Annotated in this window: 11 protein-coding genes; 1 reads left to right on the top strand and 10 read right to left on the bottom strand. The window is 34.1% G+C overall.

The window, feature by feature from the left end; translation table 11 throughout:
- Positions 1–7: 7 nt before the first annotated feature.
- The 6 genes from rhaM to AC2DZ0_RS06105 all read right to left on the bottom strand — a co-directional run bounded on the left by rhaM (position 8) and on the right by AC2DZ0_RS06105 (position 9,234).
- The gene (gene rhaM / locus AC2DZ0_RS06080) at positions 8–322 is read right to left on the bottom strand and encodes an L-rhamnose mutarotase (protein WP_484644360.1); all 315 of its coding nucleotides are present in this window, start codon (positions 320–322) and stop codon (positions 8–10) included.
- 5 nt (positions 323–327) lie between these two features.
- Entirely contained in the window at positions 328–2,055 is a 1,728-nt protein-coding gene (locus tag AC2DZ0_RS06085) for a glycoside hydrolase family 43 protein (RefSeq protein ID WP_484644361.1), read from the bottom strand.
- Positions 2,056–2,145: 90 nt separating this feature from the next.
- A complete protein-coding gene (locus tag AC2DZ0_RS06090) occupies positions 2,146–3,540 on the bottom strand; it encodes a cellulase family glycosylhydrolase (protein WP_484644363.1) in 1,395 nt (464 codons plus the stop codon).
- Positions 3,541–3,590: 50 nt separating this feature from the next.
- Entirely contained in the window at positions 3,591–4,520 is a 930-nt protein-coding gene (locus AC2DZ0_RS06095) for a T9SS type A sorting domain-containing protein (protein ID WP_484644365.1), read from the bottom strand.
- A 54-nt stretch (positions 4,521–4,574) separates the two neighbouring features.
- Positions 4,575–7,442, bottom strand: coding sequence for an alpha-L-rhamnosidase (locus tag AC2DZ0_RS06100; RefSeq protein ID WP_484644367.1), 2,868 nt, complete (start codon positions 7,440–7,442; stop codon positions 4,575–4,577).
- 124 nt (positions 7,443–7,566) lie between these two features.
- Positions 7,567–9,234 carry a GH39 family glycosyl hydrolase gene (locus AC2DZ0_RS06105; RefSeq protein ID WP_484492127.1) on the bottom strand — a complete coding sequence of 556 codons (1,668 nt, stop codon included), beginning with the start codon at positions 9,232–9,234 and terminating at the stop codon, positions 7,567–7,569.
- Positions 9,235–9,606: 372 nt separating this feature from the next.
- Here AC2DZ0_RS06105 and AC2DZ0_RS06110 point away from each other — a divergent pair, with 372 nt between their 5' ends.
- Complete coding sequence (locus tag AC2DZ0_RS06110; protein ID WP_484644369.1) at positions 9,607–10,596, top strand: hypothetical protein; 990 nt, start codon at positions 9,607–9,609, stop codon at positions 10,594–10,596.
- A 494-nt stretch (positions 10,597–11,090) separates the two neighbouring features.
- Here AC2DZ0_RS06110 and AC2DZ0_RS06115 read toward each other — a convergent pair whose 3' ends face one another.
- Genes AC2DZ0_RS06115 through AC2DZ0_RS06130 form a run of 4 tightly spaced genes read right to left on the bottom strand, consistent with a single transcriptional unit; the run spans position 11,091 to position 19,000 of the window.
- On the bottom strand, positions 11,091–12,260 hold the full coding sequence (locus tag AC2DZ0_RS06115) for a DUF5627 domain-containing protein (RefSeq protein ID WP_484644370.1): 1,170 nt from the start codon (positions 12,258–12,260) through the stop codon (positions 11,091–11,093).
- Between the two features lie 45 nt (positions 12,261–12,305).
- Positions 12,306–14,027 carry a RagB/SusD family nutrient uptake outer membrane protein gene (locus AC2DZ0_RS06120; protein WP_484644371.1) on the bottom strand — a complete coding sequence of 574 codons (1,722 nt, stop codon included), beginning with the start codon at positions 14,025–14,027 and terminating at the stop codon, positions 12,306–12,308.
- A gap of 24 nt (positions 14,028–14,051) precedes the next feature.
- Positions 14,052–17,093 (bottom strand): SusC/RagA family TonB-linked outer membrane protein, encoded by a 3,042-nt coding sequence (locus AC2DZ0_RS06125; RefSeq protein ID WP_484644372.1) that lies wholly within the window; start codon positions 17,091–17,093, stop codon positions 14,052–14,054.
- A 38-nt stretch (positions 17,094–17,131) separates the two neighbouring features.
- Positions 17,132–19,000 carry a RagB/SusD family nutrient uptake outer membrane protein gene (locus tag AC2DZ0_RS06130; protein ID WP_484644374.1) on the bottom strand — a complete coding sequence of 623 codons (1,869 nt, stop codon included), beginning with the start codon at positions 18,998–19,000 and terminating at the stop codon, positions 17,132–17,134.
- Positions 19,001–19,003: the final 3 nt, after the last annotated feature.

Raw genomic sequence — 19,003 nt, forward strand, 5'->3', positions numbered from 1 at the left:
GTCAATTTTATTCCATGAAAAACAACTCTTCCAACGGTGTTGACACAGGAGAATTGTCTGGATTCGTTTCCATAATATCTGCCATAAAGTCCCACCATTTTTTCACAATCTCATTAGTTGCCAAATCTTGAGACCCACCATCACCTGACACTTTTTGAAAGGCAAAAAGTGTATCGGTTTCTTCATCCAAAAATATAGAATACTCACTCACTCCATTTTTCTTTAACAAGTCTCGAAGCTCAGGCCATAACTCATTATGTCGTTTTTTATAAGCTTCTTTCTGTCCTGGGTATAATTTCATTTTAAAGGCTAGTCTTTGCATAATCCCTATTGTTTTTTTGTCGCTTTCGGTCCGTCATAATCATAAGAGAACCAATCTATATCTATATAACCTGTATCGTCTTTTTCATTCCAAGAAAAGAATCCCAACCTATCTCCTGTCCATTTTCCAAAAGCAATGGTAAACACCGGACCAAAAGATTCGAAGTTCTCTCCATCTATACTATATCCATAGGTTGCTTGATTGCTGCTGTTTGACGTTCTTACGAACAAATCGTTTCCTGTAATTTCTGGTCCCATTGTTTTTACACTCATTGGGTCCATATAAAACAAGTGCTTTTTACCTTTGTCATCAACTTCAATTCCTAATAAATTAAACACTCCACCATATCTTACAAAACCTGCCAATTGATGCGGCTGCATCCCTGAAATATCAAATTTCGCAACAGCAGTACCTGAAGTGATTCCCATAATACGCTGACTTAACGTATTACAGGCTCTCCAAAAATCAGAATCCGAACCATCATTATTAGTCCATTCATTTATATTTGGGCCATAACCTTTTTTATTTGGTAATACCTTACTCGCTTTCAAACGCAACCATCCAGGTCTTTCAGTAAGCGACCAATGTGTATTTCTTGGATTGTGATTCCATTCCCATTGAAAGCCCAATTTATTCGATGAAAAATCGTCATCTGAACTAGGTGCTGAAATTGGATAACCGTCTATTGGTTTTTTATATTTTTTTACTGGTTCGCCAATACCGTCATTATCTTCATCAATTCCGATAATTGGCCAGCCATCAATCCATGTTACTGGAGCTAAACACTGTGGTCTTCCCTGAAAAGGAATGTCATCATTCTGAATCAATTGATGCATATACCACCATGATTTATCGGGAGCTTGCATTAATCCACCTTGACTACAGCTTCTATTGTTAAAAGCAGTTCCTTTTTCTAAAACTGTCTTAACTTCATAAGGACCATAAATACTTTCTTTAGACCTCAATACTATTTGCTTTCTATCATTTTTAGGATTTTTTACTCCAGGTTTGGTAGATTTATCTCCCATGGTCCATTGGGCTAAAAAGATATACCAAGTACCATCAATTTTATAAATTTTTGCAGCTTCAGCACCCATACCTGTATAGACTAATTTTCCTTCGTCTAGTATTTTTGTACCATCCCAACTCATCTCATAGATCCTATTTTCATTTCCTTCAATAGTATTCTCTGGACTTTTTTGTTTCCCTGCGGTATTGATAATTACATATGCCTTATGTGTTTCTTCATCCCAAAAAACTCCAGGATCATCTAAAACTTTTGCTTTAGGAAGCATGATAATAGGCTTGCTCCATGGCCCGCTGATATCTTTTGCTGTAGCCACCATTAAACCATGCTGATAATCGATCTGATAACAATACCACAAACCTTCATGAAAAGCTAAATCACCAGCCCATGTACCAAAAGAATAACCATTCATTCGATCCCAATTGTATTCAGGAGCCCACGACAAACTATCAAAAACATGTCCCGTATTTGTCCAATTCACCATATCTTTAGATTCTAAAATTGGCATACCTGGAGACATGTGTTGTTTTGAAGTAATCATGTAATAAGTATCACCAACCTGTTCTATGTCAGAGTCTGGATAATCGGCATTTAAAATAGGATTGACATAAGTTCCATCGCCTTGATCACCAAAACTTCCGGTCTGCCCTTTCGTTTTTTCTTCAGCGGCTTCAACTGTTTTCTTTTTGGTTTTACAATTTATCATTGTAAAACTCGCTATTAGTATGATAAATAAAAATCTCATTTTAAGTAGATTGTTTTTTTAAAAAAAATTATTAAATTAATAGTACAACAATTATTCAAAATTGCGCAAACCTGGAACTATTTTTAAGTTCACGTATTCATTAGCTGTAGGCCATTTTAAAACGACTAACTTTTGACTAAAAGCATCCCAAATAAAATTTGAACTATCCATGTCTAATGTTGCTTTATAAGTTTCCAAGCCTACGTTTTTTAAAGGATTATAGTACAGAACTATATCCTCGTCAATTAGGATAGAAAAACCATCAGGATAATGCCTATTGGCTCCGATAAATATTTTTGAAACTCCCTTACTATTATCAGCTTTGATCTTCACATCCAAAGTTCGCGTTGCATGATTGAATAAAAAGGATTGAATATTTCCTGCAATCATTTGAGGAAATGGTCTCGAAATAACGTCGGTTATATATTTTCGTTCTACGGTACCAGCATCCGTTTCATCACTAAAAATTGCCCAAGTAGAAGGACCACCTGGTAGGAAATTCTGCATACTTCTGTTTCCTAAAAACCAAGCTTTTATAGACCCAACTCCCATTTGATCAAAAACCTCTGCAGTTTTTATATAGAGTTCTCTATATTTCAATTGACCTAATTCCCCACTAACTACTGTATCTGTTTTTGAAAAAGTTGGAAATCCCCATTCACCAATCAAAATAGGAGCATTTAACATATCTGATTCTTTATCAAAACGATCCATTACAGGCTTGATCAAATCAATGTTATTCTGATAAATATGTGGAGCAAAAACAATATTTTTTCTATTTAGAGAAGTTGTTATTTCTGCATATTGGTTATTATCAATTGCCTCACCCTTATTCATGAAAATTGACTGAATAAGAATCAATTTATCAGAATTGATCTTTTGACTTTGATCTATAATTTTTTGATATAGTGGAATTAAATATTTTTTGGTTAATTTATTGTAGGAAATATTCATGGATAATTTTCTTGGCTCATTAACAACATCATAACCAAGTACAAAAGAATTGTTAGCATATCTTTTCCAAATTACATTCCAAGCATCTATATAGGTTTTATGTTCTTGTTTTTTATTCAACCAAAACGTTTCCCAAACAAATTTATCAACCCCATATACGGTCATTTTAAAAACTGTTTTGATCCCTGAATTTCTACCCAAGGCAACCAAACCATCTAATTTTTCTAAATAGTTTAAATCTAGCTCACCACCTGGAAAAGTACTTAGTTTACCCAGTTCTAAACGAATCACCTGGGTATTGGCTCCCATTCGAACCATACGTGCATAATCATCACTGTTAAAAAACACTTCTCCTTTATGATCATTAGTATTAACTACAAAACCTCTAGGAATTATATGACGTCCTTGCACATCTCTTAGCCCATGTTTGATTTGTGCACAAACCATTTGAGTTACAAAAACCAAAGAGAATAAAGCAATTCTTATTTTCATTATTTAAAAAAATAAAATTCTATTAAACACACTTTTCTCAAATAAAGAGATTACATTTTTACAATTTTTTTTGAAAAACTAAAATCTCTATTTGAAAGAAAATAGACACCATTTACCAGATCGCTTATGTCTATTCTTGTATCGTACTGGGTACTTTTAAGTTTTCTTACTTCTACTCCATGCACATTCGATAATATCAATTCTACATTTGGGGCTAAGTTTGTAACATTTACTATTTCATTCGTTGGGTTTGGAAAAACCTTTACCCCCTCAAATTGACCTTGTGCCCCAACAGACAATTGCTCATCAAAACACTCTGATTCAGGATTACTTAAATCAAAAGCAACCGTTCCTGACACATCGTTACGGTGCAGAACCATTTTATCAATAAATAAATAAGACGATCTAGCATCTACAGTAATCGTGTATACTTTTGCTTCGTTAAAAGAAACAAAAACCCTATGAGAGACATGATCATTGGTATTTGTTACAAAACCATAATCCAACCTATTTCCAAATGCTTTGATAAAATTTTCCGTTGAACTACCAGCTGCACAAGTTAAATTAGGATCTGAACTACACATTGGTTTTGGATACACTTTTGCTCCATCCTTGATGCCGTAAAAATCCTCTCCATCAATTTTCAACCAAGCATCGTTATGCTCACCTTTACTCGTGCCTTTCCCCACCCTCATTCTCCATGCAAACCTATAAGTTCCTGGATTGTTAATTTTAATTTTATAGACTATAGGAGCTTCAGAAAGTGCACTAAAAGACTCGGAACCTGTCCAGTGCAAATAAGATATTTGTTCAGCCCCCGTTTCAGGAGTTGTTTCTGTTGCAATTTGCCATCTGTCATCATTAATAATTCCAGATTCCATTTCTATCGTTAAAAGTCCATCTTGCTCTTCAAAAGGCAAAACGCCATTACAATCTGCGGTTTGAGCATAAAATTTACTCGACACTATTATAAATGTCAAGAAAAATATAAGTTTAGTTTTTTGAATCATGGTTAGTCTTTGATAAAGTTTGGTTTAGTTTTTTTTATATTTAATATTGTATGTTCCTGAACCTAAAACCACATTTGCACCATCTAACACCTCTAGGTTGTATTGTTCCTGTCCTGATTTCAAGGTCTTGTTATTAATTACAAGAGACTCAAATTCTATTTCACTTAAAATTAATTTCGCTTTGGTATTAAAAGGAACTATCAGTTCCATTGTTAACGTATTCTCATTTAGTTTCCATTTATTGTGAATTGTACCATAAGGAGTCGGAACAGAAACTGAAGTTGAGGTAATTTTTTTAGAGAACTCAGGGTTTACAGTAAAAACCTTATAACCTGGATTTTCAATAGAAGATTTAATTCCTCCTAAAGTCTCAAAGAAATATGCAGCAAATCCACTATGCATTGGATGATTTAAAGAGTTTGAAGGTCCTTCTAATTTCTCCCATTCAAACTGTCGTTCAGGCCAAGTCGTGAATCCTGAATTCATAACATATGTTTGACTTGGGAAATCTGGAGTTGTTAAAATTTGGTATGCTAAGTCTGCATGTCCATTTTCTGTCAAAACTGTATAAATATATCTATTACCGTGAATTCCTGTAGCATGATGACCACCTTTTACATTCACGATATCGTACACCAATCCGTTTACAACTCCTTTAATTTCAGCTTTTGGAACCATCCCAAATTGCAATGCTTGAACAGTTGCTGTCTGACTTTGATACCATTTGTAATTTGTGTTTGGAATAGCTACTAAATACTCTTTATTGAATGCTTTTAATAAAGCCTGACTTTCAACTTTCATTTTTGCTTCAAAAGCGGCATCTTGATTTATTTTCGCAAATTTCTCCATTATTTTTAAAACATCATAAAAATAAGCGTTTGCGGAAATAATAGGATCACATTCCATTGCTGATGGATTTTTACGTCTATCCCATAAAGGAGGACACCAATCTCCCATTCCATCTTGCATAATTCCATTATCTCCTTTAAAATTTAAATAGAAATTGGTCAAGTCTTTCATGGCATCATAGTATTCTTTTACAATTGCATCATCACCATAAAACTTATAATTGTACCAAGGTAGATACATGGTGGCAACTCCCCAATCTATTTTTGCATAGGTAGATGTTCTTTTTCCTGGAGCAATCATAGTAGGTACTTGAAATTTTTGTTCAGGATTGTTATGTCCTTTTGTTGGACGCATTTGAGTACGAATATCTTCCATATATTTTTTATAGAAATCGTACATATCATAATTGTACAAAGCATATTCACAAAACGCATGTGCATCTCCGAGCCATCCACATTTTTCTCGATGTGGACAATCTTCAGGAATACCATGAACATTATCTACAATGGTCCATTTACTTATACGATGCATTTTGTTCAGTAATTCATCTGAAGACAAAAAACTTCCCTTTTCTTTAATATCTGTCGCAACCAAAACCGCTTTAATCATTTCAACATCTGGTTTTGTCGACACACCTTTTATTTTTGCGTATCTAAAGCCATGGTAACTAAATTTAGGTTCCCAAGTTTCTACATTTTCTCCTTTACAAATGTATTTGTATAGCTGAGGCATACCATTGGCACCACCTCCGGTAGAACCTTTGTAAATATCTTCTCCATTTGTAGTTAAAGTTTCAGTTGTAACAATTTCAATAAGCTGACCTTGTTGTTCTTTTACATTAATTTTTACCCAACCTGCAATATTTTGTCCAAAATCTACAATCCATTCCCCATCTGCTCCTTTAAAAACTTTTTGTGGTTCAAACTCTTTTAGTTTTTTAATTGCCGGAATTTGTTGCGAACTTATTTTTCTAACACTTGGAGTAACTACTTTTACATTTCCCCATGACGTATCATCGTAACCTACAGTATTCCAACCATTAATTTCAAATCTAGCATCATACGTATCTCCTCCATAAATATTATTAAACACAATTGGTCCTGTTCCTTCTTTCCAGTTTTGGTCTGTATAAAAATCCTCTGATGTACCATCAGCATACTTTAGCTTTACAACACATCGCACAGTTGGAGGACCGTAAGACACTCCTTTTTTATTTGATTCTGGATCTCTATTCCAAGAAATATTTTGACCATAAAACCCATTTCCTACTATAATACCGAATGCATTTTTACCAGATTGAACTTGTTTTGTGATGTCATAATTTACATAATATGCTTGCTTATCAAAGTTAGATGGTGCCGGATCTAAGACATGATCTCCCACTTTCTCTCCATTTAAATACAACTCATAATATCCCAATCCACAAATGTATACCTCAGCATTTTTGATAGCTTTATTCAAATTTATTTCCTTTCTAAAATAACCAGCAGCAAAACCTTTAACAGGTTTTGCTTTTTTCATATTACCTCTTTTATAATCTCTATAACTATATTTTGAAGTTCTAGTATCTTTATTTAAAGTAATCCATTTAGATGCTCCCCAATTCAAATCTTGTATCAATCCTGTTTCAAATTTTTGAGTTTCAGACCAAGTTGAAACTTCACCCTTTTCATCCCATATTCTAACTTTCCAAAAATAGGTTTGAAATGCTTCTAATGGCTTTCCCTGGTATTTTACAAATGATGATTGCTCACTTTTCACTTGTTTTGAATCCCAAATATCAGCCTCGGTTTTATTTAGTTTTTGTAAGGATGTAGCCACTAGTAATTGATAAGCCGATTGTGATTTAGCAAATCCTTCAGCTTTAACTATCCATGAAAAATGAGGTTGAAGACTTTCAACGGTAGAGGGATTGTTTTTTGAATTACACGATACTTCAACAATACGTAAAGCATCACTATCTTTGGTTGCTATTCTACTTCCGCAAGCGATATTCAAAATTAGCAAAAACAGAAATTGAAAATTGAAAATTGATCTATTCATGGTATATTGAAGGGGGGGGGGTTAATTTAGTTGATTCCTTAATGCTCCTTTCAAATTCAAAAAATCTCCTTACTTAAAAAAAATTAAATAAGGAGAAAACCTAAACTCAAACTACATCATTTATTTATTGAGGTATCAACTCAATAAGTTTAACACTTTGAGAAGGCATCTCAACCTTTAGAGTAACTTTGCCATCTAGTGTTTCTATAATTAAATTTTCTTTTGTCTGTGGTAACTTCGATAACTCTTCATATTTAGATTTATTTGAATTAAAAACAGACTCCCATCCGTCTTCAAAATAATCTCCTACCGAAGTACCATAAATACGTCCATTAGGCTTGGTCGCAACACCTGCTTCAATTATATCATCATACAGTTCATTCATAAAAACACCATGTGATTTATCAATTGTCCATTCATTCATTTTCCACTGACTAATACCAGAAATAGCGCCGCCCTCTAACACAGGATACAATGTTCTCGTTCCTTGGCTTCTTTTTGTATGATGATTGTAAACCAGCAAATACAATTTCCCGTTTTTACTCACTGGGATAACACCAGCAAAGCTGTGAATATTATCTACAGACATTGGTTCAATGGATTGCAACCTACTTCCACCTTCCATTTTCAACAACATTTCAGTGACATTCCTTCTACCTGAAGCTAAGCCATGAGATTCTTGTCCCCAATCATATATTTCAGTAACCCTACTATCATACGCCAAACTTGCAATGGTGGCATACCAACTAGCTCCGAATTCTGAAGCATCATTTAAACTTGTTGCACCTCTATTTCCATTATCCCCTCTTAAAATTCCAAATTCCTGTATGTCAAATGGGATATCACTAAACTGCGGATAACTATTCAATTTATTTCTATACAATGAAACCACCTCATTCCATTTCATTTCATTTTTATCTATTTTCTCATAATAAGAAATACAGAAAAAACTCATTCTTGTTCCTTGTTGCCCAGTAGCATAATTTGTCCCAATTGCACAGTGATCAATTATATCTGTTGTCCATGTAGCAGCTCCTTCAGTTAGTAAATTCCCAGGACCGATGATGGCATCCGGAATCACTTTTAAGACTTCATCAACGGTAATATCATAATGCTTAAAGTACTCATCTCTAGTACCTCTCCAATGATCTGGAGTATAGTTAGGTTCAGTAGCTACTCTAAAACGCCAATTTTTAACCTCAAACATTCCGAATTCAGCTACTAGCTCTTGCAACACTGCATTGATATATTGTCTCCATAAATCATAGTCCAAAGGAGGTTTAGAATTACCATAAGTATCTTCTATTCTTTCACCACTCATACCCCAAGGAACATTATCTAAAACAATTCTAGGTTTAAACCCTGTAGACATAAAGTTTCTCATCGAACTTATCAACCCACTAAAATCAGTGATAATTTTTCCTGATGCATCTACTCCCTTAAAAAAAGTGTTCTGATCGTCATTTCTACCACCAATCAGCCTAACCAGATTGTAATCTTTCACATAATCTTTAAGTGGTTCTATGGAGCTTCTAAAACCAGCAGCATTAAATCTTGTTTGGTTGATCATAGGTCTCGTAGACCAAAAATTATACATTTCTCCAACCACAACTCCTGTATTAATAGACACAACATTGTCCTGATCTACATCGGTAACAGGAGCTTCCGGTTCTGAAGGTCCAGGTATCACAATAAGTTCTTCTTGTTTAGGTACTGCATCAGTATCTGAACATGCGACAGCAAAAGAAAAAACAAACAAAATAGCAACTAAATAAAATTTATTTTTATACATAATCTATAATAGGTTTAAGTCAATCAAAAATATTTAATTTTAATTGAGCACGTGTTATGAACAGTATTGACTAAGATCTATTTAGAAAATAATATTCCTTAAGCACACGATTTAGGATTAGATGAAATAAGTCCATTATTACAACTGATTTTACAACGACTCGACTAAAAACAAAACCTTCTTTTCTCCATTTTCATAGACAACATTAATTCACCTTCAACCAATCTATCTACTGAAAAACATATAGTATATTAACTCAATAATGCTCTATATTACCCCTTACTCAATACAGTGCATCACAGTATAGACTGCCTATTACCGTAGTTTTACACCCATAAACTACTAACTAACAAAAACTTAAAACCAATTTTAATGAAAAAACCAATTTTTAAACTAGGTAAACTTTCTTCAATTTTACTTTTAACCATTTCCGTTTCTTGTTCGAATGAAGAAATTCAAATAGACATAGAACAAGACGATTCATCAAAAAGCAAAAAAACACCTAACCTTTTTCAAAAGCAAGATCAGAATGTAAATAGCTGTCCAAGTTCAGGGCAAAACCCGGATGATGAAAGAGTTTACAGATATGAAGATTTAGGATTCCTTCAATCAGAAGATGTCAACGACGCTTCTAGTACTGGTACAACGAAAGACATAGACGACAGAACCTGCCAATATAATTACTCACAAAAAACAGTAAACAACGGTAGTTTAGGTTCACACATATACGGGGAGTATCGAATCAAAGCCGGAACCAATGATAGAGATTCTAGCAATCTACAACCCAGAATTGAACGCGAAAGTAGAAAAGTTAACGATCCTTCAACAAACGAAGGTCTTCTATTTTCTGGTTATGTTTTAGTAAAATCAGTTGGTGATGCTACTAACAATTTACCAGATACCGATTTGGCAGAAACATCTGGTACATACATAGTACAAGCAAAAGCAAAAGACAATTTAAACAATCCTGCTGCATCCGATGATCCAGCAGTTGCCTTAGTTCTCGTAAAACCGGGAGGAACAGATAGTAATGGAAAAAAAACATTTAATTACTTCATGGAGCTTGTCACAAGCAGAAGTACTACTGAATTGGAAAGAAAGGTCATCAACCTTAATTTTTCCGCAAATGAAAATACTCCAGTGAAAGTTGAATTTGAAAATAAAATTAACCATAGTGGTGATCATAAAATTGTTATCAAATTAACCAATGCATTTAGTACGAGTAATACCATTACAAGGTATTTTACCATACCAAATGGAGCGAACACTACCCAGCTTAAAACTAGATTCGGGGCTTATAGATGTAAAAGTGGAGAAGCTCGTATTATGTGGAGAGATGGTATTTCTATTGATTTTATCTAACATGAAATAACAAAACACAAACATTTTAAACGGTCATAAAGACAAGCCATAGATTTATTATCTATGGCTTTTTTGATTTATATGAATTCAAGTATATTACGTATGCTTTAATATAATCGTATTATTCATTCTTTCTTTTATAAAAAACGTTTCTGAACATGTATAAGAAATAACGTCTTTAGAATCTAACAAACACACCAACATAATTACAAGTTGCTACTTAATTTTGCTGGTTTAGAACCTTTTAAAAAGAAATATACAAAAAAAGGGGGGGGCTAATTAGTTTTACATCTATTACAACGTTGTTTTTATGAATAACTACTGGTGAAAACCAAATCAATTACAAAAAGAACCAACTTATTGACTAGAGATTTTTGAGTTTTCATATAAAAATTCTAAATACATTATCGAATCCTTATCTAATAAAACAACAAAAAAAAATAGCGAGAATATCTCCCGCTATTTTTAATTATTTCAATTTATTGTTTATTACATTATGGTGTTAATGTAAGCTCAAATTGCTCAAATTTTACATCCCTATCTCTAATAACTAAAGTATCATTCACCGTGTGTTGTAAATCAACTGTGGTTGTCGTTGTTGAAATAGGTCCAAAAAAACCATTTTCTATTTCAACTTCCACAGTTTGATCTTGATATCCATATTCTAAATACATTACATGACGTGCTTCACCACCCCATGCGTCACCATTTTCGACAAATTTACCTGTACCCGTAATTACCAAAGGACTACTTTGATCAGCATTGCTAACAACGATATCTTCATTTGAATCAACTGTCAATAATAATGTTATATCAGCTCCATTTGGTAAACCTGCTGCCCTCCTGATAAAACTCGTACTTGTTGCTTTGCTTTTTCCAGCAGTTAAAACCGGAGTCACCTCATCCTCAACAACGTTTTCCTCCGAATAAATTGTAGAATCATCAATGTTATCTGTCGTAGTTTCTGTAGGGTCACCATTCGTATAAACCTTCACAACTTCAGAAGTACCTACAATTTTATCTGCACCTCGACGCAAATAGATTCCATCATATTTATTTTTAAATTTTATTCCATATAACGTATAATCTTTTGGTGCAACCTCCCAATCTGTAGCAACTACTCTTTTAGGATCCGTAATTCCTTCTGCAGGAACCCCGGTAAGCGAAACATCTAAACCTTCAATACTTGTAATTTTCAAAGGCAAGACATAATTTACAGAGTCTTTATCTGTAAAAAACGCCAATGGATCATCGAAAAACGCATCACTCAATTTTACAGGAATACGACCTTTTATCGATCCTGAAGGAATTGTTACTGGACTTGTTTGTTCAATCGTATAATATGCTTCAGGTAATACCTTTACATTTACATCAGTAACGCCTAATTCAACAGGGTCAATGATAGCGGGATCAACAACAAAATGAACCTTTCTATCAGAATCGTTACTATAAACTCCCGACATTGTAACACCAACTACAAAGCGACCATTATTATCATTTTCATTAAACCCCAAATCATAGTCACCTTGAATCAAGGTCCTAACTGGATTTTGAAAAGGGAAATAAACTGAAGTCGAACCAAAATCATCAAAATCATTGTCTTGATTTTCACATGACACCAAACCAATGGCGAACGCAAACAATATTAAAATTTTTGTTTTCATATAATTAATATATAATATTTATTTATCTTTTTGTTATAAAATATCTTACCAACCCTCATTTTGGACCAACTCTGAAAACTTAACTATTTCAGAATTTGGAATTGGCATATACGTTCCATGATCTGGATACCTTCTATCTTCAACTGATATATCAATATAATTAGTTCCGTCAAAATAATACCCATTAGCCGATGCATTTAAATCTGCATTCCATCTTCTAAGATCCCAAAAGCGATGCCCTTCAAAACTCAATTCTAATCTACGCTCATTTCTAATAAGATCTCTCATTCCTACTTGATCAGTAATTGTAGCAAGATAAGCATCCGGTTGTGTGATCCCGGCTCTGTCGCGAATAGCACCTAAAATAGTACGTGCAGACATTCCATTAACAGCATGGTCTGGACCTCCAATTTCATTTGCCGCCTCTGCTAAAATTAAAAATAATTCTGTATATCTAAAATACACATTGTAATGTCTTTTACCAGTTGATGTTCCATCATTATTAATTCGTACATCAGGATGCAACAATTTTTTTAGATAATAACCTGTAGTTGTTGAAAATTGAGGAATAGAATCCAATCTATCAATACCACCACCGAATCCTGTATTAATAACTCCTCCACCAAATGTAGCCCCATTAACAACAACATATTTCTCTAACCTAGGGTCTCTATTAGCATAAGGATTTTGAGGATCAAAACCATTCGCAGTTGTTGCAGGAGAACCGTCTAACATTGGAAACGCCATTACAAAATCATGAGATGGATTCAGTTCACCTGTACCATTCACCGAAGGAGGAAACATTCTAGATTCGTATGTTGTATTATTACCACCAATTGAACCACGCCATAACATCTCATTTCCAGTTACACTCTCATCGATATTATAAAATTCCAACCCATCCGGATCTAATCCAGCTACACCACCTATGTCATTTAACAATTCACCAGCAAGATCAGCAGTCATGCTATAATATGCTTGACTATTTAAAAAGGCAGGACTGGCAGCAAAAAGTGCCAAACGCGCTTTCAGACCTTTAACTATTCTTCCCGAAATACGCAAATTGAACAGGCTTCCATTTACCACTTGGTAATCCCCAAAATCATAATTAGGTAAACTAGTATACCAAGGATCTACATCACCAGCATTCAATCCATAATCTGTAGGTAGTAAAGCCAGAGCATCGTCGAAATCCTTCATAATCGCATCAACCGACTCTTGGAACTTTAAACGTGGCGTATTAAAATCCCCATTAGATTCAATAAACTGCGTAAAGTAAGGAATACCAAGCAACTCTCCTGATGCTAATCCTGCATGCGCTTGCAATACATAGAAATGATGCAACGCTCTAAGTGCGAGGGCCTCACCTTTCAACCTCATATTAAACATCAGATTCACATTTTCATTTCTGTTCCATTGAATCTCACCAGCCTCAATAATTTCTAAGAATTTATTTACCCAAAATACACGTTCATAAGAACCCCAACGATTCGCTGGATTGTATTGAGAATTTAACTCACCAAGAGCAATTCTTTTATAACCATTACTAAGTTTATTGTTCACTGCATCATCTGTACCTCCCTCTGAAAAAGAGTATTGATTTACTAATCCAACATACCCATTTAACAGAATACCTTCTGCAGCTAGAGCATTATCCGCAACAAAATCAAAATCTAATCTATTTTCATCGATAGGATTGATGTCACTACAACTAATCATGCCAGTAAACACTAACATAACTAAAATATATTTTATAATTTGTTTCATTTTATTTCTCTAATTTTAAATTAATTAAAATGACGCTCTTATCCCTAGAGTGTAAGATCTCGTTAATGGTGCAGAACCAATTCGTAACTGTCGTATTTCCTTGTTTTTAGAGATTTCTAAAAGGTTGGTACCTTGTAAATTCAAACTGAAGGCATCCATACCTATTTTTTCACATAAATTATCTGTAAACTCATATGTTAATTGAGCACGATTTATGTTAAAATAACTATTGTCATACAACCAAAATGTAGAATTTCTAAAATTATTTTGATTCGTTTGAGATGACAATCTAGGATACGTTGCCGTATTTGCTGTTTCCGGAGTCCAACGGTTTAACACAACTTCAGAATATTTGTCATTCCCGTCTACTGTATAGTATTGGTTGAAACTCGAGTTGGTTTTGTTTCCATCAGCACCAGATTGACCTGTTGCCAATACAAAGAAATTAAATCCTTTATAGTTTACATTCAAATTAACTCCATAAGACAAAGGACTACTCGATTGTCCAATAGCAACCTGATCATTGTTATCAATAACATTGTCATTGTTTTGATCTTGATATTTCAAATCTCCTGGTTGTACAGCTCCAAAACTTGGAACCGGCATACCCGTTTTTAAGACGTAACTTCCATCCACCATATCGAAATCCGCTTCTGTATAAAATCCTTGATCCACTAAACCAAAAATTGTAGATACCTCTTTACCTGCTCTATTTTGATACTCAAACTCGTATATTTCGGATCTTTTTGCAACTTCAGTTTGACTATACATCACATTGGCACCTACACTAAACGTAACATCCTTAATGTTTTTTTTATAATCAACACCTATTTCAATACCATTATACGTATTCTTATTATAATTATTATAAGGTCTAAATGTGTTATAAAAAGAAGGGTATTGATCGTTCAAAAAGGTTACTTGTTTATCTAAATCAGACTTGAAGTAATTGAACTCTAACCAAAGTGAATTCAATAAGTAAGTCTCAAAACCAACATTCAAATCAATACGCTCTTCAAAACCTAAATCCAAATTTTCTCCTTGAGAAATATCTTGTCTACGGTTAGATGTTCCATCATTCCAAGTAAAATTATTACCATCAGAATAATTTTCATCGTATAAATAATATCCATCTATTCCTTGATCAGATTTTATAATACCTCCAGAAGCTTTTAACTTTAAGTAGTTCACAACAGTATTATCACGTAAAAACGATTCTTCACTTAACACATATCCTACACCAAGAGTTGGTGACAAACCTCCTCTATTACCTTCTGCCAATTTAATTGAATGAATATAAGCAGCACTAAAATCAGCATATAATTTTTTCTTGTAATCATATGCTACTTGTACTGCAAAATGAGAATCCTTATTAGTTTGAATCACATTATTGCTACTTTGAGCATTATAGTATCCTAAAAGAGTCGTATTTATAGAGTGATCTTTTGCAAACGTTTTATCATAATTCAACAATCCATAAAAACCAAATCTTGACACAAAACCATTTGTAGAAACCGTTTCAGTTTGATCTTTTAAATTTTCACCAAATTCTTCTAAACTAGTGATATTATCGTCTGTCCATGTCGGTACATATGTCTTATACTGATTCGTTATAGAAACATTATAAGAATCATAAAAATCAAAACTAACATAGGTTTTGAATGACAAACCTTCTGTGATTTTCGCTAAATCAAAATTGATTGAGTTGTTGAACTGAGTAGACCGAAAAACTGTTGTATTGTGTCCCCCTCCCATTGCCAAGGCAACAGGTGCATTTTCTTTAAATTCTTGTGTAGTACCCAACAAAAACCCATTAAAGACTCTCGCAGATTTTAGTTGCCCTTCTAATGTAGGGTTGTTCGATGCATCAATTAAATCAGCAGGCAAAAGTGGTGAATAAGAATTCGGTTTAAACGTAGTCCCAGAACTTAATAAATTTGCTCTGGAAGATTTGTTTGAACTGATAACTGCAATACCGTCTATACTACTCGTAATCCAATCGTTTACTCTAAAATCAATATTACCTCTAACATTGAAACGATTTACCCCAGCTGTTATATCCTCATTTAGTTCTTCCCATGCTGAACTTCGATTCCAACCCATATTGATATAATACTGTGTATTTTTGTTTCCTCCTGAGAATTCAGTAATCAAGCTCGTTTGATGTAAGAAAGGTTTGATATACTCTTTAGAATACAAATCAACATCTGGATATCTATACTTGTTATCACTTAATATATGTTCATTAATAAGTTCTGCAGGAAAAGTTGGATCTAAACCATCATTTATTCTAGCCTCATTGAAAAGTTTCATGTATCCTACTGAACTTAGATAATTTGGCATAGCCCTTGGTTCAACAATACTCGTACGTAAATTAACTTTAAATTCTTTTTTGTTAATTTTTCCACGTTTCGTGTTGATAACAATCACACCATTTCTACCTTGACTACCGTATAAGGCAACTGAATTCGCATCCTTAAGAACAGTAATTTGCTCTACCTCTTCCATGTTTAAGATATTCGGATCACGACCAATAACACCATCAATAACAAAAGTAGCAGTTCCAAGTCCTCTAATGTTATCCGATCCACGAACTCCTAACATCAAACCATTGATGTAATCTCTAACCCATTGGGTATTGTCGTACACTTGACGATCTTTAGTATTCACGGAAGCAACCGCTCCTGTAATTTCACGACGCTCTTTTGTAGCTACCCCCATCTTTATGATATCCTCTTCCGATGCCATAAATAATGATTTTATTAGAACAATATCTTGTGTTAAATCAAGAATATTTAACAATTCTGATTCATACCCTTTTTTTTCAACAACGACATAATCATCATCTTTCAACTCTACTTTGAACTCTCCGTTGACATCTGAAACTACTTCTTTTCCTTCATTGTTAATGACAGTAACTCCACTTAACGGATTCCCTTGTTCATCAACAACGGTTGCTTTTACTTCTCTAAGTTCTATTCCTTCTTGTGCAATTGCAATATTTCCAAAGCAGAACAACATAAGGCTAGCTAGAGTACACAACCTGTATAATATATTTTTCTTCATTTTTTTCTTTGTATTAATTTAAAACGAATTATATAAAACTACCATCCTGGATTTTGAGGGAATCCCTCATAAATCTGAGTTTGTTCAGCAGCAAATGGTAACCAATAATGCTTAGGAAACTCACAAACACGCTCTACAAGAAGCGTAGGTGTAAATGATGAGTGATCTTGAGGAAATTCTAAAGATGTTTTTCTTCTGTACTTAATTTCATGTGCTACACCCCAACGACGGATATCCATCCATCGATGCGCCTCATAACTCAATTCAACACTTCTTTCCCTTCTTAATTCATCCATAAACTTATTATTATCTGACACGATAGCTGAATGCACATTTGGAATACCAACTCTGGTACGGAACAAATTAATTGCCGACTCTGCAGTCAAACCATAAGAGCTTGGTGCAGTTGTTGCACCTTTAGACGCATGTAACGCTTCTGCATACATCAAATAAACATCCGTAAGTCTCATATGCAAACGTACCCCAGTATATTGACTTATGATATTATTCCATCTACTATGAGGTTCTCCATCAACAATTGGATAAAATTTCTTATGCATATATCCTGTTGTCGACGGTTGATTATCACTACCTGTACTACGGTGTTCTCCACCTGTATATAATTGTGCGACTCTATCTTTAGCAGGTATATTCGAGCTAGTTCCAAAAGAATCTCCATCAACGATAACCCATTTATAAAAACGAGGATCTCGATTTGCGAATGGATTCGCTGGATCATAAGTTGGTGTCCCATAATTACCACTCATATCATCTTCAATAGAAAGACCATTGGCCATTCCAAAATTATGATGAATGAAGTTGTGCGTTGGACTAACGATTTCAGATCCACTTTGGCCATGAATTTGTCTATCAACACCGGCTGTCATAAACCTTTGTGCCTGTACTTGAAGGCCTCCGGTTGCAGAAAAGATAAACTCAGAACCACCCGGCCAAGAATTTGGTGCTGGTGTTTTCCAAAATACTTCATCAATATCTTCCCAGCTAGACAAACCATACACTCCCTGGTCTGCTAATTTAAGAATCCCTGCAAAGGCATCAACAGCCATATCACACAATTCAGTATCATAGGTATAGGTATCAATTGTCTGATTATTACCATGCATCAACGGACTCGCAGCTAAAAGAAGGTTTTTACCTTGAAAAGCATAAGCTGTTCCTTTAGTCAATCTTCCTTTATTATCTCCTAGGGTTAATTGTCCGTAGGCCTCATTATCCCAGTTCACTGGTAACAATTCTATAGCTTTCTTATAATCTTCATTAGCAGCCAATGCACTCTCTTTGTATGTTGCTGGACGAGGCAAATCAAATTCACCAACCAACACAAAATCTATATAAGGAAAACGACCGTAAAACTTCATGATTTCATTATGAAAAAATGCTCTAAAGAAATAGGCTTGACCAAGTATTGCATTTTTTTCAGCAACAGTAGCATCTACCATCAAATCGATATTTGCAATTACAATATTCGCTTTACGAATACCTCTCATACTAGCATCATACATACCAGGCCTTCTACTTGAATTTGTATTCTCAATATTGGCATTACTCGTTCCATACTGAGCACTTTGCCAGTTCCACAAATAAGAATATCTATGTCTTGCGGCTGCATTTAAATCACCAAAATCTATTAAATAACTTGCTTTCCATGTTCTATTTCCATAGGCATCATCACCATAAATATAATCTTGAAAGGTGTGTGCAGCGGTTCCATAATCTACCACAGATGCATACATCTCTTCAACAAAACCCTGAGCGTTTTTAAAAGTTGAAAACACAACTTCTTCATCAATAATTGATTCAGGAGATTGATCTAAGTAGTCTACACAAGAAATCAACGATGTGAGACCTAGTAAAATTAGAAATTTAAATTTTATATATTTCATCATTAT

The sequence above is a fragment of the Flavicella sp. IMCC45668 genome, from assembly GCF_057219105.1.